Origin of the sequence: Streptomyces sp. NPDC012935 (assembly GCF_042900345.1) — a bacterium.
GTDB lineage: Bacteria > Actinomycetota > Actinomycetes > Streptomycetales > Streptomycetaceae > Streptomyces.
This window is the reverse complement of record NZ_JBIBBC010000005.1, coordinates 69,273-85,082: the sequence shown is the minus strand read 5'-3', so window position 1 is coordinate 85,082 and position 15,810 is coordinate 69,273. Positions and strand designations below refer to the sequence as shown.

At 71.3% G+C, this 15,810-nt stretch carries 16 protein-coding genes and 1 pseudogene; 5 read left to right on the top strand and 12 right to left on the bottom strand.

From position 1 onward, the window contains the following. Window positions 1–6: 6 nt before the first annotated feature. The 5 genes and pseudogenes from ACFY5C_RS14560 to ACFY5C_RS14540 all read right to left on the bottom strand — a co-directional run bounded on the left by ACFY5C_RS14560 (window position 7) and on the right by ACFY5C_RS14540 (window position 3,992). Window positions 7–411, bottom strand: coding sequence for an ectoine synthase (locus tag ACFY5C_RS14560; protein ID WP_389444284.1), 405 nt, complete (start codon window positions 409–411; stop codon window positions 7–9). 28 nt (window positions 412–439) lie between these two features. After that, on the bottom strand, window positions 440–1,711 hold the full coding sequence (ectB, locus tag ACFY5C_RS14555) for a diaminobutyrate--2-oxoglutarate transaminase (RefSeq protein WP_363034076.1): 1,272 nt from the start codon (window positions 1,709–1,711) through the stop codon (window positions 440–442). Between the two features lie 31 nt (window positions 1,712–1,742). Further along, window positions 1,743–2,249, bottom strand: coding sequence for a diaminobutyrate acetyltransferase (gene ectA, locus ACFY5C_RS14550; RefSeq protein WP_389444282.1), 507 nt, complete (start codon window positions 2,247–2,249; stop codon window positions 1,743–1,745). Window positions 2,250–2,555: 306 nt separating this feature from the next. Further along, window positions 2,556–2,690 (bottom strand): annotated as a pseudogene (locus tag ACFY5C_RS14545) (DUF664 domain-containing protein); the annotation flags it as partial. A 201-nt stretch (window positions 2,691–2,891) separates the two neighbouring features. Further along, window positions 2,892–3,992, bottom strand: coding sequence for a pyridoxal-phosphate-dependent aminotransferase family protein (locus tag ACFY5C_RS14540; RefSeq protein WP_389444814.1), 1,101 nt, complete (start codon window positions 3,990–3,992; stop codon window positions 2,892–2,894). 198 nt (window positions 3,993–4,190) lie between these two features. On the opposite strand from ACFY5C_RS14540, the gene ACFY5C_RS14535 reads away from it, so the two are divergent. The 4 genes from ACFY5C_RS14535 to ACFY5C_RS14520 are packed head-to-tail and all read left to right on the top strand — an operon-like array spanning window position 4,191 to window position 7,809. Further along, window positions 4,191–5,039 carry a transporter substrate-binding domain-containing protein gene (locus ACFY5C_RS14535; RefSeq protein ID WP_389444280.1) on the top strand — a complete coding sequence of 283 codons (849 nt, stop codon included), beginning with the start codon at window positions 4,191–4,193 and terminating at the stop codon, window positions 5,037–5,039. A gap of 5 nt (window positions 5,040–5,044) precedes the next feature. Next, window positions 5,045–5,887, top strand: a complete 843-nt coding sequence (locus ACFY5C_RS14530) for an amino acid ABC transporter permease (protein ID WP_362378573.1) — start codon at window positions 5,045–5,047, stop codon at window positions 5,885–5,887. Continuing rightward, window positions 5,884–6,693 (top strand): amino acid ABC transporter ATP-binding protein, encoded by an 810-nt coding sequence (locus ACFY5C_RS14525; protein WP_389444278.1) that lies wholly within the window; start codon window positions 5,884–5,886, stop codon window positions 6,691–6,693. Before ACFY5C_RS14530 ends, ACFY5C_RS14525 begins: the two co-directional genes overlap by 4 nt. A 21-nt stretch (window positions 6,694–6,714) precedes the next feature. After that, window positions 6,715–7,809 (top strand): amidohydrolase family protein, encoded by a 1,095-nt coding sequence (locus tag ACFY5C_RS14520; protein WP_389444276.1) that lies wholly within the window; start codon window positions 6,715–6,717, stop codon window positions 7,807–7,809. Here the strand turns inward: ACFY5C_RS14520 and ACFY5C_RS14515 are convergent. Continuing rightward, the gene (locus ACFY5C_RS14515) at window positions 7,806–8,207 is read right to left on the bottom strand and encodes a carboxymuconolactone decarboxylase family protein (RefSeq protein ID WP_389444274.1); all 402 of its coding nucleotides are present in this window, start codon (window positions 8,205–8,207) and stop codon (window positions 7,806–7,808) included. The genes ACFY5C_RS14520 and ACFY5C_RS14515 overlap by 4 nt on opposite strands. Window positions 8,208–8,484: 277 nt before the next feature. On the opposite strand from ACFY5C_RS14515, the gene ACFY5C_RS14510 reads away from it, so the two are divergent. After that, window positions 8,485–9,402 (top strand): SCO1860 family LAETG-anchored protein, encoded by a 918-nt coding sequence (locus ACFY5C_RS14510; protein ID WP_389444272.1) that lies wholly within the window; start codon window positions 8,485–8,487, stop codon window positions 9,400–9,402. A 36-nt stretch (window positions 9,403–9,438) separates the two neighbouring features. Here the strand turns inward: ACFY5C_RS14510 and cobC are convergent, their stop codons facing one another. The 6 genes from cobC to cobM are packed head-to-tail and all read right to left on the bottom strand — an operon-like array spanning window position 9,439 to window position 15,786. Further along, complete coding sequence (gene cobC, locus ACFY5C_RS14505) at window positions 9,439–10,512, bottom strand: Rv2231c family pyridoxal phosphate-dependent protein CobC (protein ID WP_389444270.1); 1,074 nt, start codon at window positions 10,510–10,512, stop codon at window positions 9,439–9,441. After that, a complete protein-coding gene (locus tag ACFY5C_RS14500) occupies window positions 10,502–11,440 on the bottom strand; it encodes a sirohydrochlorin chelatase (RefSeq protein WP_389444268.1) in 939 nt (312 codons plus the stop codon). The genes cobC and ACFY5C_RS14500 overlap by 11 nt, the downstream gene beginning before the upstream one ends. After that, window positions 11,437–12,039, bottom strand: coding sequence for a precorrin-8X methylmutase (locus ACFY5C_RS14495; RefSeq protein WP_389444266.1), 603 nt, complete (start codon window positions 12,037–12,039; stop codon window positions 11,437–11,439). The genes ACFY5C_RS14500 and ACFY5C_RS14495 overlap by 4 nt, the downstream gene beginning before the upstream one ends. Next, window positions 12,036–13,739, bottom strand: coding sequence for a precorrin-3B C(17)-methyltransferase (cobJ, locus tag ACFY5C_RS14490; RefSeq protein ID WP_389444264.1), 1,704 nt, complete (start codon window positions 13,737–13,739; stop codon window positions 12,036–12,038). The genes ACFY5C_RS14495 and cobJ overlap by 4 nt, the downstream gene beginning before the upstream one ends. Further along, window positions 13,736–14,971, bottom strand: coding sequence for a precorrin-6y C5,15-methyltransferase (decarboxylating) subunit CbiE (gene cbiE / locus ACFY5C_RS14485; protein WP_389444262.1), 1,236 nt, complete (start codon window positions 14,969–14,971; stop codon window positions 13,736–13,738). The genes cobJ and cbiE overlap by 4 nt, the downstream gene beginning before the upstream one ends. After that, a complete protein-coding gene (gene cobM, locus ACFY5C_RS14480; protein ID WP_389444260.1) occupies window positions 14,968–15,786 on the bottom strand; it encodes a precorrin-4 C(11)-methyltransferase in 819 nt (272 codons plus the stop codon). Before cobM ends, cbiE begins: the two co-directional genes overlap by 4 nt. Window positions 15,787–15,810: the final 24 nt, after the last annotated feature.

The window sequence follows — 15,810 nt, the reverse complement described above, 5'->3', positions numbered from 1 at the left end:
GGTTTCTCACACCTCCTCGGGCTCGGTGAGCAGCGGGTATACGCCGTTCTCGTCGTGGTCCTCCCGGCCGGTCACAGGCGGGTTGAACACACAGATGCAGCGGAAGTCCTCCTTGACCCGCAGTGTGTGCCGCTCATGCCCGTCCAGGAGGTACATGGTCCCGGGCGTGATCGCGTGCGTCTGCCCGGTCTCGTGGTCGGTCAGCTCGGCCTCACCCTCGACACAGACGACGGCCTCGATGTGGTTCGCGTACCACATCGACGTCTCCGTGCCCGCGTAGAGGATCGTCTCGTGCAGCGAGAAGCCGACCCTCTCCTTGGCGAGGACGATGCGTTTGCTCTCCCAGGTACCGGACGCCGATTTCACGTGGCGGTCGGTACCTTCGATGTCCTTGAACGAACGGACGATCACGGTGCTGCGATGCCTCCTAGGTGGTGTTTCAGATGGTTTCCCGCACGGCGCGGGCGAGGATGCTGAGACCCTCGTCCAGCTCGTCCGGGGTGATCGTGAGCGCGGGAAGCAGCTTCACGACCTCGCTCTCGGGGCCCGACGTCTCGATGAGCAGGCCCAGCTCGAAGGCGCGCTTCGCCACTCGGCCGGCGCGCTCCTTGTCGTGGAACTCCAGGCCCCACACGAGCCCGCGCCCGCGGTACTCCCGCACGTCGGCGAGGTTCTCCTCGGTGATGGAGATGAACGCCTGCTCGATCTGCTCGCCGCGCTTGCGGGTCTGCTTCTCCATCGCGGACCCGTCGGTCCAGTACGTCTCCAGCGCGGCGGTGGCGGTGACGAAGGCGGGGTTGTTGCCGCGGAAGGTGCCGTTGTGCTCGCCCGGCTCCCAGATGTCCAGCTCGGGCTTGAACAGGCACAGCGACATGGGCAGTCCGTAGCCGCTGATGGACTTGGACACCGTGACGATGTCCGGGGTGATGCCCGCCTCCTCGAACGAGAAGAAGGCGCCCGTACGGCCGCAGCCCATCTGGATGTCGTCGACGATGAGCAGCATGTCCTGCCGCTCGCACAGCTCGGACAGGGCGCGCAGCCACTCCGCGCGGGCGACATTGATGCCGCCCTCGCCCTGCACGGTCTCCACGATCACGGCGGCGGGCTTGTTGAGCCCGGAGCCCTGGTCCTCCAGGAGCCGCTCGAACCACAGGAAGTCCTCGACGGTGCCGTCGAAGTAGTTGTCGAACGGCATCGGCGTGCCGTGCACGAGCGGGATGCCCGCCCCGGCCCGCTTGAAGGCGTTGCCGGTCACGGCGAGGGAGCCCAGGGACATCCCATGGAAGGCGTTCGTGAAGGACACGATGGCCTCGCGGCCCTTCACCTTCCGCGCCAGCTTGAGCGCCGACTCCACGGCGTTGGTACCCGTGGGGCCCGGGAACATGACCTTGTAAGGCAGGTCACGCGGCCGCAGCACGATGTTCTGGAAGGACTCCAGGAAGGCACGCTTGGCGCTCGTCGACATGTCGAGCCCGTGCGTGACGCCGTCACGCTCCAGGTAGTCGATCAGGGCCCGTTTCAGGACCGGATTGTTGTGCCCGTAGTTCAGCGAGCCGGCGCCGGCGAAGAAGTCCAGGTACTCGTGGCCGTCCTCGTCGTACATGCGGCTGCCGCGCGCGCGGTCGAAGACGGTGGGCCAGCCGCGGCAGTAGCTGCGCACCTCGGACTCGAGGGTCTCGAAGACGCTGAGGTCGGGCTGGGTGATGGTCACGACGAATCGCTCCTCGTTGCGTGGGGGGAAGTCAGAGGGAGAGGGGACCGATGCGGTAAAGCACTTCCGGGTCGTGCGGTCCATCCGGAAAAAGGCTTGTGGGGAACAGCACCTCCCGCTCGAGAGCGGCGCTGTGCCGCTCGGCGAAGGCGCCGAACAGACGTTCGGAGGCGGTGTTGCCGGGTGTGATGGTGGTCTCGACGCTCGTGACGCCGTACTCACCACCGACCCGTGCGACGAGCCCGTCGAGCAGCGCGGCGGCGATGCCGCGTCCGCGATAGGCGTCGTCCACGGCCACCTGCCAGACGAGCAGGGTGTGCGGACGCTCCGGCCGTACGTATCCGGTGACGAAGCCGACGGGCTCCCCGCGCTCGTCGCGGGCGACGGCCGACGTACCGGCGAAGTCGCGGCACCACAGCAGATAGCTGTACGACGAGTTGAGGTCGAGGGCCTTGGAGTCACGGGCAATCCGCCACAGCGCGGCCCCGTCGGCCACCGCCGGTCGGTCGATTTGCAGGTCTGCTTGTGCGGCAGTCATGCGAATTGAATTTACCGAGGGAAATTCAAAATTGCATTGCCCTCAGGGGTTACGTATGGGCGTCGGGTGTGTTATCACGCGGGCGTGAGTGATACCGCCGAGAGGGTGCGAAACGCCCGAATTTGCCCGGCTAATCCACCTCAAAACGGTCACGATGTGGAACGCGTCACAGCCATGTAACTCCCACGAGACCTGCCCGAATTACGTCGGTTGGCGTTCGCGAAATCTTTGCGTTTAGGTCCAGAGAAAGCGGGCAGAAGAAGATGGGAAGCTACCCCTTAAGGAATTCCTGGAATTACGTTGAATTCAGGCTCCGGTAACACCGGCGATGCACTCTCGCAGAATGTCGGCGTGACCGTTGTGCCGCGCGTACTCCTCGATCATGTGAATCAGCACCCACCGCAGACCGACCTCCACCCCGGCCATCGCCCCGCCCTGGATCCGCCCGGCGAGCTCCAGCGTGGCCCGGTGGAAGTCGAGCGGGCGAGGCGTTCGCCTCGTAGCGCCGGTCAGGGCATTTCAGCCCGTCCGGCGTTTGAGGACGAGGCCGTTCAGCCCGATACGGGGGTCTGGGGGCGGAGCCCCCAGGTTCGGGACGGGAAGGGGCGGCGGGGGCGAGGGAGGACGGGCCCCGGCCGACGGCTACCGCCAGGCGTCCGCCACGGCACGCAACGCCCCCTCGACATCCACCCTCAGCCCCGTCTCCGCCAGCGCAGCCCCCAGCGCCGCCACACACCCCCGCACCGCACCGACCGTCGCATCCACCCCGTAGTGATTGACCCGGATCATCTCCTCGGCCAACGCCCCACCCCCCGCGGCCAGCGGCAACGCAGGGTCGGCCACCAGCGCCCGAGCCACCACCTCCGACGCCACCACCCCCTCGGGCACCCGAAGCGTCGTGGCGACCGGCGCCGCTTCCCGGGCGTCGCGCACATACGGCTCCAGGCCCCCGCCCAGCGCGACCGCCGCGGCCCGAGTGGACAGAGCAGCGGCCCGGTGCCGGGCCATCACCGCATCCAGCCCGTCCGCCTCGATCCGCTCCACGCAAGCCTCCAGCGCCAGCATCTCCAGCTGTGCCGGGGCGTGCAGCAGAGCCTTCCGGCCCCCGTCGACCCACCGCTGCTTCCAGTCCAGCAGCGACAGGTACGACCGCCGCGGTGCCCGCGGATTCGCCGCCATCCGGGCCCACGCCCGCTCGCTCACCGACACCGCCGACACCCCGGCCGGACCGCCCATCGCCTTCTGTGCGCCGATCACGCACAGGTCGACGCCCCAGGCGTCCGGCAGCACCGGCTCGGCGCCGATCGACGCCACGGCGTCCAGGTAGAACAGCGCCCCGTGCGCCCGCACGACCTCACCGATCTCGGCGACGGGATTGGTGTTGCCGGTGGCCGCCTCGGCGTGCACCAGGGACACGAAGTCGATCTCGGGGTGCTCGGCGAAGGCCGACCGGATCTGATCGGCCGTGACCGCCGTGTGGAAGGGCACCGCCAGATCGATCACGGTCGCGCCGCAGTCCCGCAGCCAGTCCCCGAAGGTCTGCCCGTACGGCCCGGTGATCACGTTCAGCGCGGTCGTACCTGGCCCGGCCGTCCCCCGGATCGCCCCCTCCAGCGGCAGCAGCGCCTCACCCTGCATGATCACGACGTCCTGCCCGGTCCCGAGGAGGCGGGCCACCCGGTCCTCGATCGCGGCGAATCGCGTGGCGCTCAGCGGGGCCAAATCCAGGAAGGGGTGGTTCACGGCGGGGCTCACGTCGCTCTCTCAGCTCTCTCACTGTCGGGTCCGCAGGTGGACGTGACGAGCGTAACCGGGCGCCCAAACGCCCCATCCCGCTACCGACTTCTTAGGTCAAACAGCCCCCTAACCATCAGTTGTGTTTGAGGACCTCAAACCTCTCCTTATAATCGGAAGCTACAGTTCCCTCACAGGAGGCTCCCCGTGAAGACGACCTTCGGGCGCCGGACCCGCATTCTGGCCGCCACCACCGCGACGGCCGGGCTGGTGCTCGTGGCCGGCTGCTCCTCCGACGACAGCGGCAGCAGTGGTACGAAAACGGCCGCCGGCGGTGTCGAAGTCGTCAAGGCGGGCCAGCTCACCACCTGCACCCACCTGCCGTACCCGCCGTTCCAGTCGGAGATCGACGGCAAGGTGCAGGGCTTCGACGTCTCCCTCATCGACCTGGTCGCGGACGACCTGGGCGTGAAGCAGACGATCGTCGACCAGCCCTTCGAGAACTTCAAGACCGGCGGCTCCCTCAACGCCGGCAGCTGCGACCTCGCCGCCGCCGGCATGACGATCACCGAGGAGCGCAAGAAGAACGTCGACTTCTCGGACCCGTACTTCGAGGCCACCCAGGCCGTCCTCGTCGACAAGAAGAGCGGCATCTCCTCCTTCGCGGACCTCAAGGGCAAGAAGGTCGGCGCCCAGGCGCAGACGACCGGCGAGGACTACGCCAAGAGCAAGGGCCTGGACCCGGTCTCCTTCGAGTCCTCCGACGCCGTCATCAACGGCCTGCGCACCGGCCAGGTCGAAGCGGTCGTCATCGACTACCCGGTCGTCCAGGGCTGGCTGAAGGACAAGGCCAACGCGGCCGCCTTCGAGGTCGCCGAGCAGATCAACACCGGTGAGCAGTACGGCTTCACGGTGAAGAAGGGCAACACCAAGCTTCGCGAGGCCATCAACAAGGCCATCGCGGACGCCAAGGCCGACGGCACGTACAAGAAGCTGTACGAGAAGTGGATCGGGCCGTACGACGAGTCCGCCGCCTCTGCCTCGCCCGCCGCCTGACCCCCATGGCCGACACAGACGTACAACTGCAGCCGAAGCAGCCCAGGAAGAAGGGCCTGACCCGGCGCCAGAAGCGCAGCCTGTCGCGCGGCATCCAGTACGTCGTCTTCGTCGCGGCCGTGATCGCCTTCGCGGTCGCGGCCGACTGGGGGCGTCTGCAGAACCAGTTCGCGCAGGGCGACATCGCCGAGCAGATGTTCCCGGACGTCATCACACTCGCGCTCAAGAACACCGTGCTCTACACCCTGTCCGGCTTCGTCGTCGGACTGGTCCTCGGCATGGTGATCGCGCTGATGCGGCTGTCCTCCGTGGGCCCGTACCGCTGGCTCGCCGGGATCTACATCGAGATCTTTCGCGGGCTGCCCGCTCTGCTGATCTTCATCTTCATCGGTGTCGCCGTGCCGCTGGCCTTCCCCGGCACGGAGATCCCGGGCGGCACCTACGGCAAGGTCGCGCTCGCGCTCGGCCTGGTGGCGGCCGCGTACATGGCGGAGACGATCCGCGCGGGCATCCAGGCGGTGCCCAAGGGGCAGATGGAGGCGGCGCGCTCGCTCGGCTTCTCGCCCGCCCGCGCCATGATCTCGATCATCATCCCGCAGGCCTTCCGGATCATCCTCCCGCCGCTGACCAACGAACTCGTCCTGCTCTTCAAGGACTCCTCGCTGGTGCTGTTCCTCGGTGTGACGCTGGAGGAGCGGGAACTGTCCAAGTTCGGCCGTGACCTGGCCAGCCAGACCGCCAACTCCACGCCGATCCTGGTCGCGGGCCTGTGCTACCTGCTGGTCACGATCCCGCTCGGCTTCGTCGTACGCCGCATGGAGGCGAAGGCCCAGGAGGCCGTGAAATGAGTGAGAGCCTTCTCAAGGTCGGCCCGGAGATCGAAGTCCGCGGCCTGCACAAGTCCTTCGGCGACAACGAGGTGCTGCGCGGCATCGACCTGCAGATCAACCAGGGCGAGGTCGTGTGCGTCATCGGCCCGTCGGGCTCGGGCAAGTCGACGCTCCTGCGCTGCGTGAACCTGCTGGAAGAGCCCACCAAGGGCCAGATCTTCGTCGGCGGCGCCGAGCTCACCGACGAGGACGTCGACATCGACGCCGTACGCCGCCGTATCGGGATGGTCTTCCAGCAGTTCAACCTGTTCCCGCACCTCACGGTGACCGAGAACCTCACGCTGCCGCAGCGCCGGGTGCTCAAGCGGGACAAGGCCGCGGCCGCGAAGGTCGCCGCCGAGAACCTGGAGCGGGTCGGCCTGTCGGAGAAGGCCGCGGCCTACCCGTCCTCCCTCTCCGGCGGCCAGCAGCAGCGTGTCGCCATCGCCCGCGCCCTCGCGATGGGCCCCGCGGTGATGCTGTTCGACGAGCCGACGTCGGCGCTGGACCCGGAGCTGGTGGGCGATGTCCTCGCCGTCATGCGCATGCTCGCCGACGAGGGCATGACGATGATGGTCGTCACCCACGAGATGACCTTCGCGCGCGAGGTCGCCGACCGGGTCGTCTTCATGGACGGCGGAGTGATCGTCGAGGACGGCACCCCCGACCAGGTCATCGGCGACCCGCAGCACGAACGCACCCGCCACTTCCTCTCCCGCCTCCTCGACCCGGCGATGGCCGAGGTGGAGGAGGAGACCTCCGACCAGGTGGGCAAGAGCGACTAGCCGGTCACTAAGGTGCGGTACATGAGCGATCGCGGGGTTGTGCTGCACCTGAAGGGCCGGGTCCTCGTCGGACCGGACGACGTCCGGGACGAGCTGTGGGTCGTCGACGGCCGGATCTCCTACGACCGTCCCGCGGGCGCGCGCGACGTGCGCACCGTCGAGGGCTGGGCCCTGCCCGGCCTGGTCGACGCGCACTGCCATGTGGGCCTCGGCGCGCACGGCCCGGTCGACGACGACATCGCGGAGAAGCAGGCACTGACCGACCGCGAGGCGGGCACCCTGCTGATCCGCGACGCCGGTTCGCCCTCCGACACCCGCTGGATCGACGACCGCGAGGACCTGCCGAAGATCATCCGGGCCGGCCGGCACATCGCCCGCACCCGCCGCTACATCCGCGGCTACGCCCACGAGATCGAGCCGGAGGACCTGGTCGCCTACGTCGCCCAGGAGGCCCGGCGCGGCGACGGCTGGGTCAAGCTGGTCGGCGACTGGATCGACCGCGACCTCGGGGACCTCGCGCCCACCTGGCCGCGCGAGGCGGTCGAGGCGGGCATCGCCGAGGCCCACCGGCTGGGCGCCCGTGTGACGGCGCACTGCTTCGCCGAGTCCTCGCTGCGCGACCTGGTCGAGTCGGGCATCGACTGCATCGAGCACGCCACGGGCCTCACGGAGGACCTGATCCCCCTGTTCGCCGAGCGCGGGGTGGCGATCGTCCCCACCCTCGTGAACATCGCGACCTTCCCGAAGCTGGCCGACGGCGGCGAGTCCAGGTACCCCCGTTGGTCGGCCCACATGCGCCGGCTCCACGAACGCCGCTACGACACGGTCCGCTCCGCCTACGACGCCGGCATCCCCGTCTTCGTCGGCACGGACGCGGGCGGCACCCTGCCGCACGGCCTGGTGGCCGCCGAGGTCGCGGAACTCGTCACCGCCGGCATCCCCGCGGTCGAGGCCCTCGCGGCGACCACCTGGTCGGCCCGCACTTGGCTCGGCCGCCCGGGCCTGGAGGAGGGCGCCGCGGCCGACCTCGTCGTTTACGAATCCGACCCGCGGGCCGACGTACGCGTGCTTGCGGCGCCTCGTCGGGTGGTGCTGAACGGGCACGTGGTCGGCTAGCCGGTGGCCGTCTCGGCGAAGACCTCGCGGGCGACCCGGTAGCTGTCGAAGGCGCGCGCGGCACCGGCGTAGGCCTCGATGTGGATGAACGCCTCCACGATCTCCTCGGGGGTGACGCCGTTGTTGAGCGCGATGCGCAGCTGCCCCCGCAGCGGTTCGAGGGTGCCCAGGGTCGCCGCGATCGTCACGGACACCAGGGCCCGGGTGCGCACGTCGAGGGCATCGGTCCGGGGCCATGCGTCGCCGAAGGTGTGGACCGTGGCGAGGCGCTTGAAGTCCGCCGCGTTGGCGGGCTCTCCCGCCCCGGGTTCGAGGAAGCGCTCCAACGGCATGCCGAGCAGCCGCTCGGCCGTGCGCAGTGCGGCGGAGTAGTCCCGCTCCTCGTCGTGGTCGGCCATCTTTCGCTTCCCTTCGTTTCGGGCAGCCGGTTGACGCAGCGTAACGACGGATAGTCCGGTGCCGACGCCCGCTCCCTCGCCTGCGCCCAGGTGTTCACGCGAGCGCTCGCACAGAAGGGGGTACGGGGGTGACTTCGAGGAACATCCGTGCCCAGAGAATCGAAAGCATTCACGGGAGAGTCACGTTGGAGTGAAGTCCTGGCGGATTGCTGACTCCTCACTCTCAGTGCGCAATTCTTGCCGGGTCCCGAGCAAGTCCTCTCTGGGGGTCCCCACCTTGAACGGCAAGAACTTCCGCCTGCCCGCACGCCGTCTCGCCACCGTCGCGACGGCCACCGCCCTCACCGCCGGACCCCTGGTTCTGGCCGCGGGCCCCGCGCACGCGACCGGCGACGAGGGCCGTGCGAGCGCTGTCGTGCTCCGTACGGGGCTCGACGTCTCCCTGCTCAACAAGACCGTGAACGTCCCGCTCGCGGTCTCGCTCAACGAGGTACAGGCGCCGCAGAGCGCCGAGAAGGCAACGCTGACGGCCGAACTGAACGGCGTGGACGGCGGAAAGCCGTTCAGCGTGCTGAGCGCCGAGGTCGCCTCGTCGAAGGCCACGGTCGAGGGCGGCAAGGCCGAGGGGTACACCAACCTCGCCCACGCCAAGGTCCACGTCCCCGGCCTGCCGCTGCTCTCGCTCATCGAGGTGGGCCAGGTCACCTCCAAGGCGACCTGCGAGGCCGGCAGGAAGCCGACGGCCTCGTCCAATGTGCTGGGCGACGTCACCGTGCTCGGCAAGAAGGTCACGCTGACCGCCGGCGGCACCACGAACGTCCAGGTGCCGGGCGTCGGTGACGTGCGCCTGGACTACTCCAGGACGGAGAACACCTCGGACACCGCCGCCGCCACCGCACTCGAACTCAAGGTGTCGGTCAACCCGTTGAAGCTGAACGTCGCCGAGGTCGAGGGCACCCTGACCCTGGCCAAGGCCACCTGCGAGACCCCGGCCGCACCCGAGGAGGAGGCCGCCCCGAGCGCCGACCCGAGCACCGAGCCGGCCGGCGGTGTGAAGCCCCAGGGCGAGGCCGCCGACGAGGGCCTCGCCGAGACCGGCGGCAACTCCATGACGCCGTACATCGCGGGCGGCGCGGTCGCGCTCCTCGTCGCGGGCGGGGGAGCGGTGGCGCTGGCACGACGCGGCCGGAGCTGACCGGGTACGGCTCGCCGGAGCGGGTGCCGACCCGGCTCAGCCCCGCGCGAGAGCCGTCGCCCGTTCCAGCGCCCGCAGGAAGCGGCTGACCGTCGCCCGGTCCCGCACCGCCAGCCGCAGCCACTCCTCGCCGAGCCCGGGGAAGGTGTCCCCGCGGCGGACGGCGAACCCGAGGCCGCGCAGGTGCTGTCGTACGGCAGCGGCCCTCGGCAGGCGTACGAGGACGAAGGAACCCTCGGCGGGCTCGACGACCCGGAGTCCCGCCGACGCGAACGCGCCGAGCCCGGCGACGAGATGGGCGCGGTCGGAGGCGATGCGGTGAGCCGCGTGGGCCGCCTCCGCCAGCGCCTGCGGGGACACGCATGCCTCGGCGGCGGCGAGCGCCGGCGTGGAGACCGGCCACAGGGGCTGGGCGCGCTCCAACTCGGCGATGGTCTCCGGGGCGGCCAGGACATAGCCGATCCGCAGCCCGGCCAGCCCCCACGTCTTGGTGAGGCTGCGCAGCACCACCAGGCCCGGCACGTCCGTCCGCCCGGCCAGCGTCTCGCGCTCGCCCGGCACCGCGTCCATGAACGCCTCGTCCACCACCAACGTCCGTCCGGGGCGGGCGAGTTCGGCGATGAACGCGGCCGGGTGCAGGACCGACGTCGGGTTGGTCGGGTTGCCGATGACGACCAGGTCGGCCTCGTCGGGGACGAGAGCCGGGTCGAGGCGGAAACCGTCCTCCTCGCGCAGCAGCACTCGGTCGACGGTGTGACCCGCGTCCCGCAGCGCTGCTTCCGGCTCCGTGAACTGGGGGTGCACGACGACCGGCCGGACCACCTTCAACGCGCGTGCCAGCAGCACGAACGCCTCCGCCGCCCCCGCCGTCAGCAGCACCCGCTCGGCCGGCAGCCCGTGCCGCGCCGCCACCGCCGCCCGCGCGGCCCGCCCGTCGGGGTAGGCCGCGAGGGAGCCCAGCGACTCGGCGATGCGCTCGCGCAGCCAGACCGGTGGCGTGTCCGCGCGGACGTTCACGGCGAGATCGACGAGCGCCGCGCCGTCGTCACGGCACTCGGCGTCGCCGTGGTGCCGCAGGTCGTGCGCCGGACCGGGCGTCTCAGTGGGCATGCGAGTGGGTGCCATGGTGATGGTGGTGACCGTGACCATGACCGTGGTCGTGGCCGTCGTCGTCCGGGTGGAAGTGCGGCTGCTGCGGCATGCCGACCTTGTCCTCGAAGCCGGGCAGCGCGATGCGGTACACGCAGGAGTCGCAGTTCATCCGCAGATCGCCCTTCAGGGCCTCCTCGTACCGCTCCATCACCAGATCGAGCAGCTCCGGCTCCGGACCGATGACGTCGGCGGAGCGCACTTCGATCTCCGGGTGGGCCGCCGCCCAGCCCTCCGTCTGGTGCCGCACCCGGTCCGGCAGGATGCCGGTGAAGAGGAAGTAGGGCAGCACGACGATCTTCCGCGCCCCCAGCTTCACGCACCGGTCGAGCCCGCTCGGCACGTCCGGCGCCGCCAGCGACACGAACGCCGTCTCCACGCCCCCGTATCCGCGCCCCTCCCACAGCAGCCGCGCCGCCTTGTGCACCTCGGCGTTGGCGTCCGGGTCGGTCGAGCCACGCCCGACCAGCAGCACGGTGACGTCGGCCCGGTCCCCGGGCGTGCGGCCCTCGGTGCCGAGCGCCTCGTCCAGCCGCCGCTCCAGGACGGACAGCAGCGACGGGTGCGGGCCCAGCGGGCGGCCGTAGGTGTACGAGATCCCGGGGTGCCGTTCCTTCTCGCGGGCCAGCGCGGCCGGGATGTCGCCCTTGGCGTGTCCGGCGGACACCAGCATCAGCGGCACCGCGGCGAAGCGGCGTACGCCCCGCTCCACCAGCTCGGTGACGGCCTCGCCCAGGGGCGGCGGGGAGAGCTCGATGAAGCCGCCCGCGACGGGCAGTTCGGGGTGGCGGCGCCCCAGCTCCCGGACGAAGTCGCGGAACGCCTCGGCTCCGGCCTCGTCCCGGGTGCCGTGACCGGCGATGAGCAGGGCGGGCGGCGGGGTGGTCACGATTTCTCCTCGGAATGCGAATCGGGGTGCGAAAGGGGGTGGTACAGCAGGGCGTTGAGCGCGGCGGAGGCGACCGCCGAACCGCCCTTCTCGGACACGTTGCTCACGGCGGGCAGCCCGCTCTCGCGCAACGCGGCCTTGGACTCGACCGCGCCGACGAAGCCGACGGGCAGCCCGATGACGAGCGCCGGGGCGGCGTCCAGGGTCAGCAGCTCCTCCAGCGCGGTCGGCGCGTTGCCGATCACCCAGAGCGCGCCGGGGCCGACCTGCTCGTGGGCGAGCCGTATCGCGTGCGCCGAACGCGTCAGCCCGGGACCGGCCACCGCGTCCCTGAGCCGGCAGACGGTCTTGCGCCGGGTGATCCCGGCGGCCACCATCTCGACGTCCCCGACGACGGGCGCGCCGGCGTGCAGTGCGGCGTGCGCCTTCTCGAGGGAACCCTCGTCCATGACGAGATCGGTGGCGTAGTCGAGGTCGGCGGCGGAGTGGATGACCCGCTCCACCACGGCCCGGGTCAGCGGCGGGAAGTGCGAGGTGTCCAGCCGGGCGCGCAGCCGCCGGTAGGACTCCTCCTCGATCGGATGGACGACGCGGTTCACTGCGCTCCCTCCTGCGACGCCTGCCAGCGGTAGCCGCGCGGCGTCACCATGCGCCCCGCGATGTCCCGGGTCGCCGTGTTGCCGACGGTCACGACCGTCATCATGTCGACCGTCGCCGGGTCGAGGGCGCCCAGTGTCGTGACCCGACTGGACTCGTCCGGCCGCGACGCGTTCCGTACGACACCGACCGGCGTCGTCGGCCTCCGGTGCTCGGCGAGGATCGCGAGCGCCTTGGGCAGCTGCCAGTCCCTGCCCCGGGAACGGGGGTTGTAGAAGGTGACCACGATGTCCGCCTCGGCCGCGGCCCGCACCCGCCGTTCGATGACCTCCCACGGCGTGTGCAGGTCGGAGAGGCTGATGGACACATGGTCGTGGCCGAGCGGGGCGCCCAGGATCGCGGCGGCGGCCAGGGCGGCGGTCACACCCGGCACGCCGACCACGTCGATGTCGTCGGACGCCTCGGCGAGCGCGGGGGAGGCCATGGCGTACACGCCCGCGTCCCCGCTGCCGATCAGCGCGACCGCCTGCCCCTTGCGGGCCTCCTCGACGGCCGTGCGCGCCCGTTCCTCCTCGGCGCCGAGCCCCGACTCCAGCACCCGGGTGCCGGGGCGCAGCAGGTCGCGGATCTGGTCGACGTACTGGTCGAGCCCGACCAGTACGGAGGCGCGCCGCAGTTCGGCCTTCGCGCGCGGCGTCAGCAGGTCCCGCGCGCCCGGCCCCAGCCCGACGACCGCGAGCCGCCCGCGCCCCGGACGCCGTACGACGGCACAGGTCGCCATCGCGGGCTTTCCGTCGGCGCGCTCGGACTTCCGCTTCGGTACGAGGAGTTCACCGCCGCGCACCAGAGCGGCGGCCTCGGCGACCGACGGCGTGCCGACGGCGGCGAGGGGCGCGTCGGAGGGGTTGGGGACCTCGACACCCGCGAGCTGCTCGGCGGAGTAGGTCACCAACGGCACCCCGAGCCGCTCGGCGGCCGACACGATGCCGGGTTCGTCGGCCTTGGCTTCGACGGTGGCGAGTTCGGCGAGGGAATCGGGGGAGAGGCCGGCTTCGCCGAGGGTGCTCTCGATCAGCCCGAGCACCTCGTCGACGGGGGCGCCCTTGGAGGCTCCGACGCCGACGATCAGGGACGGCGGGCGCAGCACGACCTCGCGCTCGGCGGCGGGCTCGACCAGCCGATCCGTCACCCGGACGACATACGCCCCATCGGCGCCGACCCGCAGCGGCGGCAACGGCCAGGACACCTCGGCCCGCAGCGCCACCGGCTCCCCGTCGAGCAGTGCCCGCGAGACCCCGGCGACATCGCCCTCCACCGGCATCCCGAGCGTGTCCAGACCGGGCACCCCCACGGCATCGGTCGCCGTCGTCACCACCGGCTGGGCCCCCAACAACTCCCCGACCTGCCGGGCGAGTTCGTTGGCCCCTCCGCCGTGCCCGCCGACCAGCGACACGGCGAACCGCCCGCCCTCGTCGACGCACACCACACCCGGGTCGGCCGCCTTGTCACCCAGCAGCGGCGCGACGAGCCGTACGACGGCCCCTGTCGCCAGGAAACACACGAGCTGCTCGCACTCGGCGAACGCCCGCCGTACGGCGTCCCCGACGGGACCGTCGTACACGCGCACCCGCTCCGGCCACGCCGTGACCAGCCGGTCCCGCGCAGCCGCCCCCGCCGCGGTGGCGGAAATGAGGCCGATCACTGGGCAACTCCCTCTCGGTACACGGGGTTTCTGACACCCCACAGCAGAAAAACGGGATTGGTCGCCGCGAGCCGGGTCACGTCCCCCGGCAGCGGGGCGAGCCGCGACGACTGCAGCAGCACTCCGTCGCAGGAGAACCCGGCGCCGGTGAGTGCCTCACGAGCGGCGGGCACCCGGTCGAGCGCGGCCATGGCGACGACGACCGTCCGCCGCGCCCGACGCGCGCACGCGGTGACGATGGCGGGCAGCTCGCGCCCCCCGCCCCCGATGAACACCGCGTCCGGATCGTCGAGGTCGGACAGGACGGTGGGCGCAGCCCCGTGCACCACATGCACGTCGACGGCGTGCGCGGCGGCGTTGGCGCGGATGCGCTCCACCCCGTCCCGTGCCTTCTCGACGGCTACGGTCGCCGCGCCGAGCCGGGCGCACTCCACGGCCACCGAGCCGGAGCCCGCGCCGATGTCCCACACCAGGTCGCCGAGCCGCGGCCCCAGCCGGGCCAGGGCCAGCGCCCGCACCTCGAACTTGGTGATCATCGAGTCGCGGTGCGCGAAGTCGGCCTCGTCCAGGGCCCATCGGTCGGGCCCCGGCGCCGGGCCGGCCACCGTACGCACCGCGCCGACGGCCCGCTCGGGGTCCAGGCACAGCACGACGCTCACCGCCGTACCCCAGTCGCGGGCGGCGGCCTCGGCGGGCGTCACCCGCTCCACGCGCTCCCGCTCCGGATCGCCCAGCGCGCAGGCGACGACCAGGACCCGCCCGGTGTGCCGCAGTGCCGCGCCCAGCTCGGCCGGCCCGGCACCCGGCCCGGTCAGCACCGCCACCTTGGGGTGCGCCCGGCACACGTTCACCGCGGTCCGCGGCTCACGCCCGTGCGCGCTCACCACCACCGCGTCGTCCCACGGCAGCCCGGCCCGCGCGAACGCGGCGGCCACCGAGGACACCCCGGCACGCACATCCAGCCGCTCCGACCCGAACCGCTCGGCCAGCACCCGCACGATCCCGAGGAACCCCGGGTCGCCCGAGGCGAGCACCACCACGGGCCGCTCCTTCTCGACGTACTCCGCGATGGTGTCGAGGGCGGGCGCCAACGCCCCGAGCACGACCCGCTCCACGTCGCCGGGCAGGTGTACGGCGTCCAGATGCCGCCGCCCGCCGACGACCAGCTCGGCCCCGGCGAGGACGCCCTCGGGAACCGGCGCTCCCGTCCCCGTGCCGACGACGGTGATCATGTACTGGCTCCCCGCTCGCGCAGCGCCCTGCGCGCCTGCGGGTCCGCCTTGCGGTACCCGTGGAAGTGACCGGGGTGGTAGAGGTGCGAGCGCGTGCCGTGCGCGTCGAGGGCGGGGCCGACCAGGAACAGGGTGTGCTTCCAGAGCTTGTGTTCCTTGACGGTCTCCTCCAGCGTCTCGATCGTGCACTTGACCACGAGTTCCTCGGGCCAGGTCGCCTGGTAGGCGACGACGACCGGCGTGGACGTCGGATACCCGCCCTCCAGCAACTCCCTTACGAGCTGCCCGCTGCGGGCCGCCGACAGGAAGACCGCCATGGTCGTGCCGTGCTTGGCGAACTCCCTGACCTCCTCCCCGGGCGGCATCGGCGTCTTGCCGCCGCCGAGCCGGGTGAGGACGACGGACTGCGCGACCTCGGGGATGGTCAGCTCGCGCCCGGCGAGCGCGGCGACGGCGGAGAAGGCGGAGACCCCGGGCACGACCTCGGTCTCGACGCCGATCACGGCACAGCGGTCGAGCTGCTCCTGCGTACCGCCCCAGAGAGCGGGGTCACCGGAGTGGATGCGGGCGACCTTGAGGCCGTCGGCGCGGGCCCGCTCGTACACGGCGACGACGTCCTCGAGGGACATGGTCGCCGAGTCGAGGATCTCGGCGTCCTCGCGCGCGTGCTCGAGGACCTCCGCCTGGACCAGGCTGGCCGCCCAGATCACGACGTCCGCCTCGGCGATGGCACGCGCGGCGCGGAACGTCAGCAGATCGGCGGCGCCGGGGCCGGCACCGACGAAGGTCACCTTGCCGGTGGGGGCATCGGCCATGGGAATTCGGTCCTCTCCTACAGG